Origin of the sequence: Streptomyces sp. NPDC047017, from assembly GCF_040644175.1 — a bacterium.
GTDB lineage: Bacteria > Actinomycetota > Actinomycetes > Streptomycetales > Streptomycetaceae > Streptomyces.
This window is the reverse complement of sequence record NZ_JBEYVW010000018.1, coordinates 100,161-112,074: the sequence shown is the minus strand read 5'-3', so window position 1 is coordinate 112,074 and position 11,914 is coordinate 100,161. Positions and strand designations below refer to the sequence as shown.

At 72.5% G+C, this 11,914-nt stretch carries 11 protein-coding genes; 4 read left to right on the top strand and 7 right to left on the bottom strand.

What is annotated here, in order from left to right; genetic code table 11:
- Window positions 1–43: 43 nt before the first annotated feature.
- On the top strand, window positions 44–1,489 hold the full coding sequence (locus tag ABZ858_RS27520) for a cytosine permease (protein WP_361384044.1): 1,446 nt from the start codon (window positions 44–46) through the stop codon (window positions 1,487–1,489).
- A 35-nt stretch (window positions 1,490–1,524) separates the two neighbouring features.
- Here ABZ858_RS27520 and ABZ858_RS27515 read toward each other — a convergent pair whose 3' ends face one another.
- From ABZ858_RS27515 to ABZ858_RS27500, 4 genes are all read right to left on the bottom strand, one after another.
- Window positions 1,525–2,613, bottom strand: coding sequence for a branched-chain amino acid aminotransferase (locus ABZ858_RS27515; RefSeq protein WP_361384041.1), 1,089 nt, complete (start codon window positions 2,611–2,613; stop codon window positions 1,525–1,527).
- A gap of 257 nt (window positions 2,614–2,870) precedes the next feature.
- On the bottom strand, window positions 2,871–3,914 hold the full coding sequence (locus ABZ858_RS27510) for a 3-isopropylmalate dehydrogenase (protein ID WP_361384038.1): 1,044 nt from the start codon (window positions 3,912–3,914) through the stop codon (window positions 2,871–2,873).
- Between the two features lie 182 nt (window positions 3,915–4,096).
- On the bottom strand, window positions 4,097–4,228 hold the full coding sequence (locus ABZ858_RS27505) for a hypothetical protein (protein ID WP_361384035.1): 132 nt from the start codon (window positions 4,226–4,228) through the stop codon (window positions 4,097–4,099).
- A 270-nt stretch (window positions 4,229–4,498) separates the two neighbouring features.
- Complete coding sequence (locus ABZ858_RS27500; protein WP_361384032.1) at window positions 4,499–5,038, bottom strand: GNAT family N-acetyltransferase; 540 nt, start codon at window positions 5,036–5,038, stop codon at window positions 4,499–4,501.
- Between the two features lie 126 nt (window positions 5,039–5,164).
- Between ABZ858_RS27500 and ABZ858_RS27495 the strand changes: the two genes are divergently transcribed.
- Window positions 5,165–5,371 carry a DUF5988 family protein gene (locus tag ABZ858_RS27495; RefSeq protein ID WP_361384029.1) on the top strand — a complete coding sequence of 69 codons (207 nt, stop codon included), beginning with the start codon at window positions 5,165–5,167 and terminating at the stop codon, window positions 5,369–5,371.
- Between the two features lie 108 nt (window positions 5,372–5,479).
- Here the strand turns inward: ABZ858_RS27495 and pruA are convergent, their stop codons facing one another.
- Together pruA and ABZ858_RS27485 are read right to left on the bottom strand one after the other, a co-directional pair.
- Window positions 5,480–7,111: an L-glutamate gamma-semialdehyde dehydrogenase gene (pruA, locus tag ABZ858_RS27490; protein WP_361384026.1), complete on the bottom strand. Its 1,632-nt coding sequence runs from the start codon at window positions 7,109–7,111 to the stop codon at window positions 5,480–5,482.
- Between the two features lie 51 nt (window positions 7,112–7,162).
- Window positions 7,163–8,089, bottom strand: coding sequence for a proline dehydrogenase family protein (locus ABZ858_RS27485; RefSeq protein ID WP_361384023.1), 927 nt, complete (start codon window positions 8,087–8,089; stop codon window positions 7,163–7,165).
- Between the two features lie 161 nt (window positions 8,090–8,250).
- On the opposite strand from ABZ858_RS27485, the gene ABZ858_RS27480 reads away from it, so the two are divergent.
- Entirely contained in the window at window positions 8,251–9,438 is a 1,188-nt protein-coding gene (locus ABZ858_RS27480; RefSeq protein ID WP_361384020.1) for a helix-turn-helix domain-containing protein, read from the top strand.
- Window positions 9,439–9,594: 156 nt separating this feature from the next.
- Here ABZ858_RS27480 and ABZ858_RS27475 read toward each other — a convergent pair whose 3' ends face one another.
- The gene (locus ABZ858_RS27475) at window positions 9,595–10,188 is read right to left on the bottom strand and encodes a TetR/AcrR family transcriptional regulator (protein WP_361384017.1); all 594 of its coding nucleotides are present in this window, start codon (window positions 10,186–10,188) and stop codon (window positions 9,595–9,597) included.
- 97 nt (window positions 10,189–10,285) lie between these two features.
- Here ABZ858_RS27475 and ABZ858_RS27470 point away from each other — a divergent pair, with 97 nt between their 5' ends.
- Window positions 10,286–11,851, top strand: coding sequence for an MFS transporter (locus ABZ858_RS27470; protein WP_361384014.1), 1,566 nt, complete (start codon window positions 10,286–10,288; stop codon window positions 11,849–11,851).
- Window positions 11,852–11,914 lie beyond the last annotated feature (63 nt).

Genomic DNA, 11,914 nt, shown 5'->3' with positions numbered 1-11,914 from the left:
CCCCATGCAGGCCCAGCAGGCGGCAGTCGAAGGAGACCCGGCCATGCCGATCGAACAGCGCGGTGTCGACACCATCCCGGACCACGAACGCACCAGTGGCCCGCGCGATCTGGTGTCGATCCTGCTCGGATCCAATCTGTGTCTCGGCGTGATCATCTTCGGCTGGCTGCCGCCCTCGTTCGGGCTCGGCTGGTGGGCCTCGGTCAGCGCGGTGGCCGCCGGGACCGTGGTCGGCACCCTGTTCACCGCCCCGCTGGCACTGGTCTCGCTGCGCACCGCCACCAACCTGTCCACCTCCTCCGGCGCCCAGTTCGGCGTACGCGGACGGCTGGTCGGCTCGGTGGTCGGGCTGCTGCTCGCCCTCGGCTACACCGCGCTGACCGTGTGGATCGGCGGTGACGTGATGGTGAGCGTGCTGCACCGGCTGTTCGGCCTCACGGCCGGCTCGGTGTCGTACGCCGTCGTCTACACGCTGCTCGCCGCGGCCACCGTCACGGGCGCGGTCTACGGCTACCGGGTGCTGCTCACCATGTCCCGCGTGCTGTCGATCGGCATGACGGCCCTGCTGGTCCTCGGCGTGTTCGCCTACGCCCCGCACTTCACCACCGCCGCGCTGCCGGAGGCCGGCGGCTATCTGCTCGGCGGGTTCTGGCCGACGTGGTTCCTGGCCGCCGTGGCCGCCGGGCTGTCCGGCCCGATCGCCTTCATCACCCTGCTCGGCGACTACACCCGCTACATGTCCCCGCGCCGCCACTCCCCCCGCCGGGTGCTGCACGCCACCTGGCTCGGGCTGGTCCTCGGCCTGCTGGTCCCGCAGCTGTTCGGCACCTTCACGGCGTACGGCGCCCGGGCCGCCCTGGAGTACGCCGGGCCGCTGGTGGCCGCCTCCCCCGCCTGGTACCTGATCCCGCTGCTGCTCGCCGCCTCCGCCGGATCGGTCGGCAACGCGGGCCTGATGCTGTACTCGATGGGCCTGGACCTGGACGCGATCCTGCCGCGCGCCTCCCGCGCCCGCGCCACCTTCACGGTCGCCGTGGTCGCCACGGTGTGCGTCTTCATCGGGCACTACGCCTGGAACGCGCAGTCCGCGATGACCTCCTTCGTGCTGCTGCTCACCGCGATCGGCACCCCCTGGGCGGTCATCACGCTGATCGGCTTCGTCCGCTGCCGCGGTGTCTACGACGCCGACGCCCTCCAGGTCTTCAACCGCCGCTCGCACGGCGGCGTCTACTGGTACCGGGCCGGCTGGAACGTCCAGGCCACCCTCTCCTGGGCCGTCGGCGCCGGCGTCGGCCTGCTGGCGGTCTCCCTGCCCTCCTACCAGGGCCCGCTGCTGCACCTGACCGGCGGGGTGGACTGCAGCTTCCTGCTGTCGGGCGCGGCGGGCGGCGTGGTGTACCTGCTGCTGACGGCGCGCCGCCGGGAAGGCGCCAGGGCCGCCGTGGACGAGGAGTCCACGGCGGCCCTGGTGACGAGCGGGGAGCTGTAGCCCCTGCCGGGCCGCACTGCCCCGGCCTGTACTGCCTAGCCGATGCGGTGCATCCAGCCGTGCTGGTCGGCCACGACACCGCGCTGGACGCCGAGCAGGGCCTCGCGCAGGCGCAGGGTGACCGGTCCGGGCGTGCCGTCGCCGTGCGTCCAGGCGCCCGACTTGGTCTTGACGTGGCCGATCGGGGTGACCACGGCGGCGGTGCCGCAGGCGAAGACCTCGGTGAGCGCGCCGGAGGCGGCGTCCGCCCGCCACTGCTCCAGGGTGACCACGCCCTCCTCGGCGGTCAGGCCGAGGTCGCGGGCGACCTGGAGCAGCGAGTCGCGGGTGATGCCCTCCAGGATGGAGCCGCTCAGCTCCGGGGTGACGATCCGGTCGCCGTAGACGAAGGCGACGTTCATGCTGCCGCTCTCCTCGACCTTGGTGCGGGTCACCGCGTCGAGGTAGACGACCTGGTCGCAGCCGTGCGCGGCGGCCTCGGCCTGGGGCAGCAGGGAGGCCGCGTAGTTGCCGCCGGTCTTGGCGTCGCCGGTGCCGCCGGGGACCGCGCGGACGTGGTCCTCGGCCACCCAGATGGTGACCGGCTTCAGCCCGCCGGAGAAGTAGGCGCCGGAGGGCGAGGCGATCAGCATGAACAGGTACTCGTTGGCGGGGTGCACGCCGAGCCCGGTCTCCGAGGCGAACATGAACGGGCGCAGGTAGAGCGACTCCTCGCCGCCGTGCGGCGGCACCCAGGCGGCGTCCTGGGCGAGCAGCGCGTCCAGGGCCGCGATGAACAGCTCCTCCGGCAGCTCGGCCATCGCCATGCGGCGGGCGGAGTTGCGGAAGCGGCGGGCGTTGGCCTCCGGGCGGAAGACCGCGACCGAGCCGTCCGGCTGGCGGTACGCCTTGAGCCCCTCGAAGATCTCCTGGCCGTAGTGCAGGACGTGGCAGGAGGGGTCCAGGGAGATGGGTCCGTACGGGACGAGCTGCGCGTCGTGCCAGCCGCGGCCCTCCGTCCACCGGATGGTCACCATGTTGTCGGTGAAGTGGCGGCCGAATCCGGGATTGGCCAGCATCGCTTCCCGCTCGGTGGCGGAGAGCGGGGTGGCGGAGGGCTTGAGCTCGATCGTGGGCGTCGTCATGAGTGGATGTCCTTCACCGGTTGTCGTGACGGGCCGCATTCACGCCCGCACGGCCGGGTGTCCGGCCAGTGGTTGGACGTCCGAGCATTCCCTCATACCGCGGCTCCGCGTTCGATTATCGCGCGGGGTCCGCGGTGGACGGAATCGGGGTGAGAGGCGGCCCCGGGATTGATGGTGGCACCCGGCGGCGGACACAGGAAAGCCGCCGGGCGCTGATGCGACCCGACGGCTTCGATGTGTTCGAGGAGCGCGGCGGGTCAGCCGGCTACTCGTACGGAGAGCGCGTCGCCGATCTCGGAGGTGCTGCGCGCGGGCAGCGTGCCGCGCTCCGCGAGGTCGGCGGAGACGGCGTCCTCGACGCGGGCCGCCTCGGCCTCGTAGCCGAGGTGGCGCAGGAGCAGGGCGACGGAGAGCACCGTGGCGGTGGGGTCCGCCTTGCCCTGGCCGGCGATGTCCGGGGCCGAGCCGTGCACCGGCTCGAACATGGACGGGAAGGCACCGCCCGGGTTGATGTTCCCGGAGGCGGCGACGCCGATGCCGCCGGAGACGGCCGCGGCGAGGTCGGTGATGATGTCGCCGAAGAGGTTGTCGGTGACGATCACGTCGAACCGCTCGGGCTGGGTGACCAGGTAGATGGTCGCCGCGTCGACGTGGATGTACTCGGTGGTGACCTCGGGGAACTCCTCGGCCACCCGGTGGAAGATGTTCGTCCACAGGTGACCGGCGAAGGTCAGCACGTTGTTCTTGTGGACCAGGGTGAGCTTCTTGCGCGGGCGGGCCTGGGCGCGGGCGAAGGCGTCGCGGACCACGCGCTCGACGCCGTAGGCCGTGTTGACGGAGACCTCGGTGGCGACCTCGTGCTCGGTGCCCTTGCGGATGGTGCCGCCGTTGCCGGTGTAGGGGCCCTCGGTGCCCTCGCGGACCACCACGAAGTCGATCCGCGGGTCGCCCGCGAGCGGGGTGGCCACACCGGGCAGGAGCTTGCTCGGGCGCAGGTTGACGTGGTGGTCGAAGGCGAAGCGGAGCTTGAGCAGGAAGCCGCGCTCCAGCACGCCGGAGGGCACCGACGGGTCACCGATCGCGCCGAGCAGGATGGCGTCGTGTCCCTTGAGGGCGTCGAGGTCGGCGTCGGTGAGGGTCTCACCGGTGGCGTGGTAGCGCCGGGCGCCGAAGTCGTACTCCTTGGTCTCCAGCTTCACGTCCTGCGGGAGGACGGCGGTGAGGACCTTGAGTCCCTCGGCCACGACTTCCTGGCCGATGCCGTCACCGGGGATCACTGCGAGATCGATGCTGCGAGACATGCCGGAACCCTACTCCTCGTCCCGAGAGCTGACACGGACTGTCCGCCATGTGGACGAGGGCGACGACGGACGGGCGGCGGACGGATGCCGGGCGGGCGGCGGACGCGGGCGGGACGGCTCAGTGGCCGGTCCGCCCAGTGGCCGGTCCGCCCAGTGGCCGGTCCGCTCAGTGGCCGGTCCGCTCAGTGGCCGGTCTCGCCGCCGTTGTCGCGGCGGTCGAGGGCGCGCTGCAGGGCGGCGGCGGCGTTCTTGCGGTCGGACTCGCCGGTGCGGGAGGCGTGGCGGACGCGGCGGCGGACGGTCGTCTCGGCCATGAGGGATCGACTCCTTCGAGAAGACACAGCGGGGTGCCTGGGCAGAGGGGGGTTGCAAGACGCCGGAAGGGCGGGGAGCGAGGGCCGCAGGGGTGACCTGCGCGGGGCCCGGCTCACGACCGCCGTTCGCTGGATGGAGCGAATCGTTCGGCTCTCCTCCCAAGCTAAGGGAGGTCCGCGCGCCTGTCTGCACCATTACTCGGACTTCCTACTATCTGAGACGGCGGCCCCGGCCGTCCGCCGACGGCACCGCCCTGACCTGCGCGGATCTCAGAGCACATCGCCGTCCCGCCAGTCGAAGAGCAGTTCGTCCCCCAGATCCCCGGCGTCGGCGGACCCGGGCCACACATAGGTGGTCCCCTCCTCCCCGGCCAGCCGCACCACCCCGTCCGGGCCGAGCGCGCACAGCCGTCCGCCCCACACCCGCCAGCCCCGCCCCCGGTACAGCCCGGCGCCGTCCTCGCTCGCGGACAGGGCGCCGAACGCGTACGCCCGCGCGACGACCTCCTCCAGGGCGCCCATGATCCGGCCGCCGGTCCCGGCGCGCCGTACGTCCGCGCGGACCGCGACCCCCTCGACGTACCCGACCCGCAGCCACCGCCCGCGGCAGCGCGCCCGCCGCATGACGACGGCCCCGTGCCCGGCGATCCCGCGCCCGTCCTCCACCAGCACGTGCACACCGCCCAGCGTGTGGTCCCAGTCGTCGTCACCGAAGTCGCCGTCGAAGGCGCCGTCCAGCAGGCCGCGGACGGCCCGCAGGTCGCGGGGGGTGAGCTGGGCCGTGTGGGCGGTGCGGAGCCTGGCGGTCATCGGGCCAGTATCGCGGGGGCGCCGGCCGGTCCGCACGGGCCCGCACGGCGGCCCCCGCCTCGCCCACCCGGCTGATCCTCGGCCCGGCGGGCGGCATCGGCGGGCGGCCGGGGAACGGTTGAGGTCATGGACGACACGGACAGGGCATGCCTGGAGGGCGGCCCGCGGGACCTGCCCGAACGGATCGTCGCGCGCCCGGCACCGGGCGAGGACGTGAAGGTCGAGCTGCGCGGCGGCTACGAGCACTTCCGGGCGACCTCGCGGCACACGGAGACGGACGAGGGCAGGCTGCCCGTGTACGAGTGGTGGGAGCGCACGGAGATGCCCGGCTAAGGTCCGGTCGCGGCGTACGACCCCGGACGCGTACGACCCCGGACGCGTACGGGCACGCGGACGGGCCGGTCCGTTTCCGGAACCGGCCCGTCGGGTGCGCCCGGGGCGTCAGCCCATGTGCGGGTAGCCGTAGTCGGTCGGCGGGACCAGGGTCTCCTTGATGGCGCGGGTCAGCGTCCAGCGCATCAGGTTCTGCGGGGCGCCGGCCTTGTCGTTGGTGCCGGAGGCGCGGCCGCCGCCGAAGGGCTGCTGGCCGACGACGGCACCGGTCGACTTGTCGTTGATGTAGAAGTTGCCGGCCGCGTAGCGCAGCTTCTCCATCGTGTACGCCGCCGCCGCGCGGTCGTTCGCGACGACCGAGCCGGTGAGGGCGTAGTCGGAGACCGACTCCATCTGGGTCAGCATCTCGTCGTACTTGTCGTCCTCGTAGACGTGCACGGCGAGGACCGGGCCGAAGTACTCGGTGGTGAAGACCTCGTTCTCCGGGTCGGTGCACTCGATGACGGTCGGGCGGACGAAGTAGCCGACCGAGTCGTCGTAGCTGCCGCCCGCCACGATCGTGCAGGCCGGGTCCTGCTCGGCCCGGTCGATGGCGGCCTTGTTCTTGGCGAAGGACCGCTCGTCGATGACCGCGCCGATGAAGTTCGACAGGTCGGTGACGTCACCCATGGTGAGGTAGTCGACCTCGGCGGCGAACTCCTCCTTGAAACCGGAGTTCCACACGGAGGCCGGGATGTACGCCCGCGAGGTGGCCGAGCACTTCTGGCCCTGGTACTCGAAGGCGCCGCGGGTCAGGGCGGTCTTGAGGATCGCGCGGTCGGCGCTCGGGTGGGCGACCACGAAGTCCTTGCCGCCGGTCTCGCCGACCAGGCGCGGGTAGGTGCGGTACTTCTCGATGTTGTTGCCGACCGTCTTCCACAGGTGCTGGAAGGTCTTGGTGGAGCCGGTGAAGTGGATGCCGGCCAGGTCGCGGTGGTTCAGGGCGACCTCGGAGACCTCGATGCCGTCGCCGGTGAGCAGGTTGATGACGCCCTTGGGCAGGCCCGCCTCCTCAAGCAGCTTCATCAGCAGCACGGCGGCGTGGGTCTGGGTCGGGGACGGCTTCCAGATCACCACGTTGCCCATCAGCGCGGGCGCGGTGGGCAGGTTGGCGGCGATCGCCGAGAAGTTGAACGGCGTGATCGCGTAGACGAAGCCCTCCAGCGGGCGGTGGTCCATGCGGTTCCACACGCCCGGGGAGTTGGCCGGGGGCTGCTCGGCCAGGAGCTGACGGGCGTAGTGCACGTTGAAGCGCCAGAAGTCGACCAGCTCGCAGGGGCTGTCGATCTCCGCCTGCTGGGCGGTCTTGGACTGGCCGAGCATGGTGGAGGCGGCGATGGTCTCGCGCCAGGGGCCGGCCAGCAGCTCGGCGGCGCGCAGGATGATCGCCGCGCGGTCGTCGAAGGACATCGCGCGCCAGGCGGGGGCCGCGGCGAGCGCCGCGTCGATGGCGTCCTGCGCGTCCTGCTTCGTGGCGTGGCGGCCGGTGCCGAGGACGGCCTTGTGCCGGTGCGGCTGCACGACCTCGAAGGACTCGCCGCCGCCCAGGCGCTTCTCGCCGCCGATGGTGCAGGGCAGGTCGACCGGGTTCTCGGCCAGCTCCTTGAGCTTGGCCTCCAGCCGGACCCGCTCGGGCGAGCCGGGGGCGTAGCCGTGCACCGGCTCGTTGACGGGCGTGGGGACCTGGGTCACAGCGTCCATGGGTTCCGTAACTCCTTGACTTGAGCGGGGTGGCGGGCGGGCGGTGCGGGCTCAGCCCTTGCTGACCATCGAGCGGAGGAAGAAGCGCAGGTTGGCCGGCTTCTCCGCCAGACGGCGCATGAAGTAGCCGTACCAGTCGGTGCCGTAGGCGGTGTAGACGCGCATGCGGTGACCCTCGGCGGCCAGCCGCAGGTGCTCGTCGCCGCGGATGCCGTACAGCATCTGGAACTCGTACTCGTCCAGCTTGCGGCCGGCCGTGCGGGCCAGCTCCTGCGCGATGGTGATCAGGCGGGGGTCGTGGGACCCGACCATCGGATACCCCTCGCCCTCCATCAGGACGCGCAGGACACGGACGTACGCCTTGTCGATCTCGTGCTTGTTCTGGTAGGCGACCTCGGCGGGCTCCTTGTAGGCGCCCTTCACCAACCGTACGCGGCTGCCGGCGGCGGCGAGGCGGCGCGCGTCGGCCTCGGTGCGGAAGAGGTAGGCCTGGATGACGCAGCCGGTCTGCGGGAAGTCCTTCCGCAGCTCCTCGTGGATGGCGAACATCGAGTCGAGGGTGGTGTGGTCCTCCGCGTCCAGGGTGACCGTGGTGCCGATCGCGGCGGCGGCCTCGACGACCGGGCGGACATTGGCGAGGGCCAGCTCGTGGCCGCCGTCCAGCGCCTGGCCGAACATCGAGAGCTTGACCGACATCTCGACCTTCTCGCCCAGCTCCAGGTCCTTGATCCGGTCGATCAGCGCCAGATAGGCGTCCCGGGCGGCGCCGGCCTGCTCGGGGGTGGTGATGTCCTCGCCGACCACGTCCATGGTCAGCTCCAGGCCGCGCGCGGTCAGGTCCTCGATGATGGGGACGATGTCGTCCACGCCCTCGCCGGGTATGAAACGGTCCACGACCTGCTTGGTCACCGGGGCCGCCGAGATCAGGCGGCGCATCCGGTCGCTGCGCGACGCGGCAAGAATCACGGGACCCAGCACGGGGCACCTCCACAGGTGAGCAAGGAGACCGAAACCCGACCGTTCGGGAACGGCACGGAGAACCACCGTGAAAGGTAGGGAACGCTCCGATCGTCTGCCATCGACAGCTGTCACGCATCCGTGCCGCCGATCTCAGACAGATGTATGAAAGCCCCGGGAGAATGGGAGAGAATGCCCGGGTGATGGCCGATTACAGGGGTGACTACCAGGAGCTGGTCGACGAGATCTCGGAGCTGCTCGGCGCGCCGGCCACCCTGGAGAACCGCGACTTCGAGCTGCTCGCGTTCGGCGCCTACGACAGCGAGGGCGACCTGGACCCCTCGGCCCTGGACCCGGTGCGCACCCGCTCGATCCTCACCCGCCGCTCCACCGCGGCCGTCCGCCGCTGGTTCGAGGGCTTCGGCATCACCCGCGCCACCGGCCCGGTCCGCATCCCGCCCACCCCCGAGGCGGGCGTCTACCGGGGGCGGATCTGCCTGCCGGTACGCCATCGGGGTGTCGTCCTCGGCTACGTCTGGCTGCTGGTCGACGATCCCGGGCCCACCGAGCAGCAGCTGACGGCGGCCATGCGGGTGACCGGGCGGATCGGCGCGCTGCTCGCGGACGAGGCCCAGCACGGCGCCGACCTCACCCGGGAGCTGCGGGCGGTGCTGGCCGCCGAGGAGGGCTGGCCCCGGGACATGGCGGTGGCCGAACTGCGGACGGCGCTGGGCGCGCGCGCCGACGGGCCGCACACGGTGGTGTGCGTGGCGCCGTGGCCCTCGGCCGACCCGGACGACGCCCCCTCGGTCCGTACGCTGCCGGGCGCGACGGCCCTGTGCACGCTGCCCTGGGGCACGGCCGCCCAGTGCCTGGCCCTGCTGGTGCGGCTGCGTTCCACGGACACGCCGGCCCCGGCGGTGTCGGTGGCGACCCGGCTGCTGGAGCGGGCGGGCGGCGCGGCCGCCGGCGGGATCGCCGCCGCCCGCACGGGGCTGGCCGAGCTGGGCACGGCCTGGACGCAGGCGTCGGCGGCGGCGCGGGCCGCGCTGGCCGAACCACGGCTGGGGCCCGTCGCCCAGTGGGCGTCGATCGGGCCGTTCCGGCTGCTGACGGCGCTGCCGCCGCAGGCCGCGTACGACCCGGCCGTGCACGCCCTGCGCTCCCCCGCCCACCAGGAGCTGGCCCGCACCGCCGAGGTCTACCTCGACTGCGCGGGCCAGGCCGGCCGCACCGCCGCCGAGCTGGGCATCCACCGCCAGACCCTGTACTACCGCCTGTCCCGGGTGGAGCAGCTCACCGGTCTCGACCTGGACGACGGCGAGGACCGGCTGCTGCTGCACATGGCGCTGAAGGCGGCGCGGCTCTGACGCTTGAGGCGGGTCGGCTCTGACGCTTGAGGCGGGGTCGCCCTGCCGCTTGAGGCGGGGTCGCCCTGCCGCTTGAGGCGGGGTCGCCCTGCCGCTTGAGGCGGGGTCGCCCTGCCGCTTGAGGCGGGGTCGCCCTGCCGCTTGAGGCGGGTCGCCCTAACGGCCCTGTGCGGCGCCCGCGAGCACCCGGCGCAGGCCCTCCGTGAGCTGGTCGGCGCCGGTGGCGGTGTCCGGGTCGAAGAGCCACTGCACCATGAGCCCCTGCAACAGGGTCTGGTAGAGGCGGCCCTCGGTGTCGACGGTCGCCGCGTCGAGGTCGGCCTCGGGAACGTCGTTGAACAGCGGGACGATGCCCGAACGGCCCTCCTCCTGCGCCCGCGCGAGCAGCTTGCGCACCTCCGGCACGCGGTCGCCCTGGAAGATCAGCTCGAAGCTCAGCAGCCAGATCGCGCGCGACTCGGGCACCGAGCGGATGACGCTCGCCCACACCTCATGGAAGCGCTCCAGCGACCCGGGGGCCGAGCGCGTCGCGCCGTCCGCCCCCCAGCCGGGCCCGTAGCTGTCCCCCGCCTCCTGGATCAACGCCACGTACGCCTCCACCAGCAGCGCGTCCTTCGAGCCGTAGTGGTAGCCGATCGAGGCCAGGTTGGCCCCGGACTCCTTGACGAGGTCGCGCGCGGTGGTGCGCAGGAAGCCCTTGGCCAGCAGGCAGCGCTTCGCGCCCGCCAGCAGATCCTCACGATGTCCCATGCGCTCCACCCTACCCACGATCCATACAAGCGTCCTAGACGCATGACTTATACAAGTGTTCTAGACACCCGTATAAGACGTCTGTACATTCCTCGGCATGACGAACTCGACGAGCACCACGAGCACCACCCCGGCCGGGACGGGCCGCGCCGGCCGCCGTGAATGGACCGCCCTCGGCGTGCTGATGCTGCCGCTGCTGCTGGTCTCGATGGACGTCTCGGTCCTCTACTTCGCCATCCCGGCGATCAGCGCGGACCTGGAGCCGAGCGGCACCCAGCAGCTGTGGATCTTCGACATCTACGCGTTCGTGCTGGCCGGCCTGCTGATGACGATGGGCTCGCTCGGCGACCGCGTCGGCCGCCGCAGGCTGCTGCTGATCGGGGCCGCCGCCTTCGGCGCCGCCTCCCTGGTGGCCGCGTACGCGAACAGCGCCGAGACACTGATCGCCGCCCGCGCGGTGCTCGGCATCGGCGGTGCGACCCTGATGCCCTCGACGATGGCGATCGTGCGCACCCTGTTCACCGACCCCGGCCAGCGGGCGAAGGCGATCGGCATCTGGACCGGCGTGATGACCGCAGGCATCGCGCTCGGCTCGGTGCTCAGCGGCGTCCTGGTGGAGTTCTTCTGGTGGGGCTCGGTCTTCCTGGTCAACCTGCCCGCGATGGCGCTGCTGCTGGTGCTCGGCCCGGTCCTGCTGCCCGAGTCGAAGAACCCCGCGCCCGGCCGCTTCGACCTGATCAGCGTGCCTCTGTCGATGGCCGCGGTGCTGCCCGTGGTCTACGGCCTCAAGGAGATCCCCTCCGAGGGCGCGCACCCGCTCTACGTCGTCTCGATCACCGTCGGCCTGCTCTTCGCGGTCCTCTTCGTGCGCCGCCAGCGCACCGCGGCCTCCCCGATGATCTCGCCGGCCCTGTTCCGCGGCCGGGGCTTCGCCCCCGCGGTGGCCCTGAACCTCGTCTCCGCGTTCGCGATGATGGGCTCGGCGTACTTCACCACGCAGTACCTGCAGTCGGTGCTCGGCAGGAGCGCGCTGGAGGCCGCCCTGTGGGCGCTGCTGCCCTCGGTGCCGATCGGGATGGCCGCCCCGCTGGCGACCTCGCTGGTCCAGAGGGGTGTCGACCGGGCGTACGTCGTCACCGCGGGCTTCGCGATCGGCGCGGCCGGTTACGCGCTGCTGGCCCTGGCCGGGACGGACTCCCTGTGGCTGGTCCTGGCGGCGTGCGGCGTGCTCTCCTCCGGCGCCGTGATGGTCATCTCCCAGCTGACCGACCTGGCGCTGGGCGCGGCCCCGCCGGAGCAGGCGGGCGCGGCCTCCTCGCTGCTGGAGACCGGCTCGGAGTTCGGCGGCGCGCTGGGCATGGCGGTGCTCGGCTCCATCGGCACTGCGGTCTACCGCCACGAGATGCCGGCCTCGGCCCCCGCCGCCGCCCACGAGACCCTCGGCGGCGCGCTCGCCGTCGCCGCCCACCTGCCGGGCCGCACCGGCCAGACCCTGACGGCGGCGGCCCGCGAGGCGTTCACCAGCGGGATGCAGGGCGCGGCCATCGCGGGTACGGCGATCCTGGCCCTGGCCGCCCTCGGGGCGGCGACGACACTGCGCCGGGTGCGCGGCGGGGAGACGGCACCGGAGGGGGCGGCGGAGACGGTGGAGGCACTGGTCTGAGCGGGGCCCGCAGACGAAGGACGCCGGACGGGCTGGTTCTCACCAGCCCGTCCGGCGTTTGAG

Excerpts from the sequence above, each read along its gene's own strand:
- ABZ858_RS27520 (WP_361384044.1), top strand. The coding sequence starts at position 44 with ATGCCGATCGAACAGCGCGGTGTCGACACCATCCCGGACCACGAACGC.
- ABZ858_RS27515 (WP_361384041.1), bottom strand. The coding sequence starts at position 2,613 with ATGACGACGCCCACGATCGAGCTCAAGCCCTCCGCCACCCCGCTCTCC.
- ABZ858_RS27510 (WP_361384038.1), bottom strand. The coding sequence starts at position 3,914 with ATGTCTCGCAGCATCGATCTCGCAGTGATCCCCGGTGACGGCATCGGC.
- ABZ858_RS27505 (WP_361384035.1), bottom strand. The coding sequence starts at position 4,228 with ATGGCCGAGACGACCGTCCGCCGCCGCGTCCGCCACGCCTCCCGCACC.
- ABZ858_RS27500 (WP_361384032.1), bottom strand. The coding sequence starts at position 5,038 with ATGACCGCCAGGCTCCGCACCGCCCACACGGCCCAGCTCACCCCCCGC.
- ABZ858_RS27495 (WP_361384029.1), top strand. The coding sequence starts at position 5,165 with ATGGACGACACGGACAGGGCATGCCTGGAGGGCGGCCCGCGGGACCTG.
- pruA (WP_361384026.1), bottom strand. The coding sequence starts at position 7,111 with ATGGACGCTGTGACCCAGGTCCCCACGCCCGTCAACGAGCCGGTGCAC.
- ABZ858_RS27480 (WP_361384020.1), top strand. The coding sequence starts at position 8,251 with ATGGGAGAGAATGCCCGGGTGATGGCCGATTACAGGGGTGACTACCAG.
- ABZ858_RS27475 (WP_361384017.1), bottom strand. The coding sequence starts at position 10,188 with ATGGGACATCGTGAGGATCTGCTGGCGGGCGCGAAGCGCTGCCTGCTG.
- ABZ858_RS27470 (WP_361384014.1), top strand. The coding sequence starts at position 10,286 with ATGACGAACTCGACGAGCACCACGAGCACCACCCCGGCCGGGACGGGC.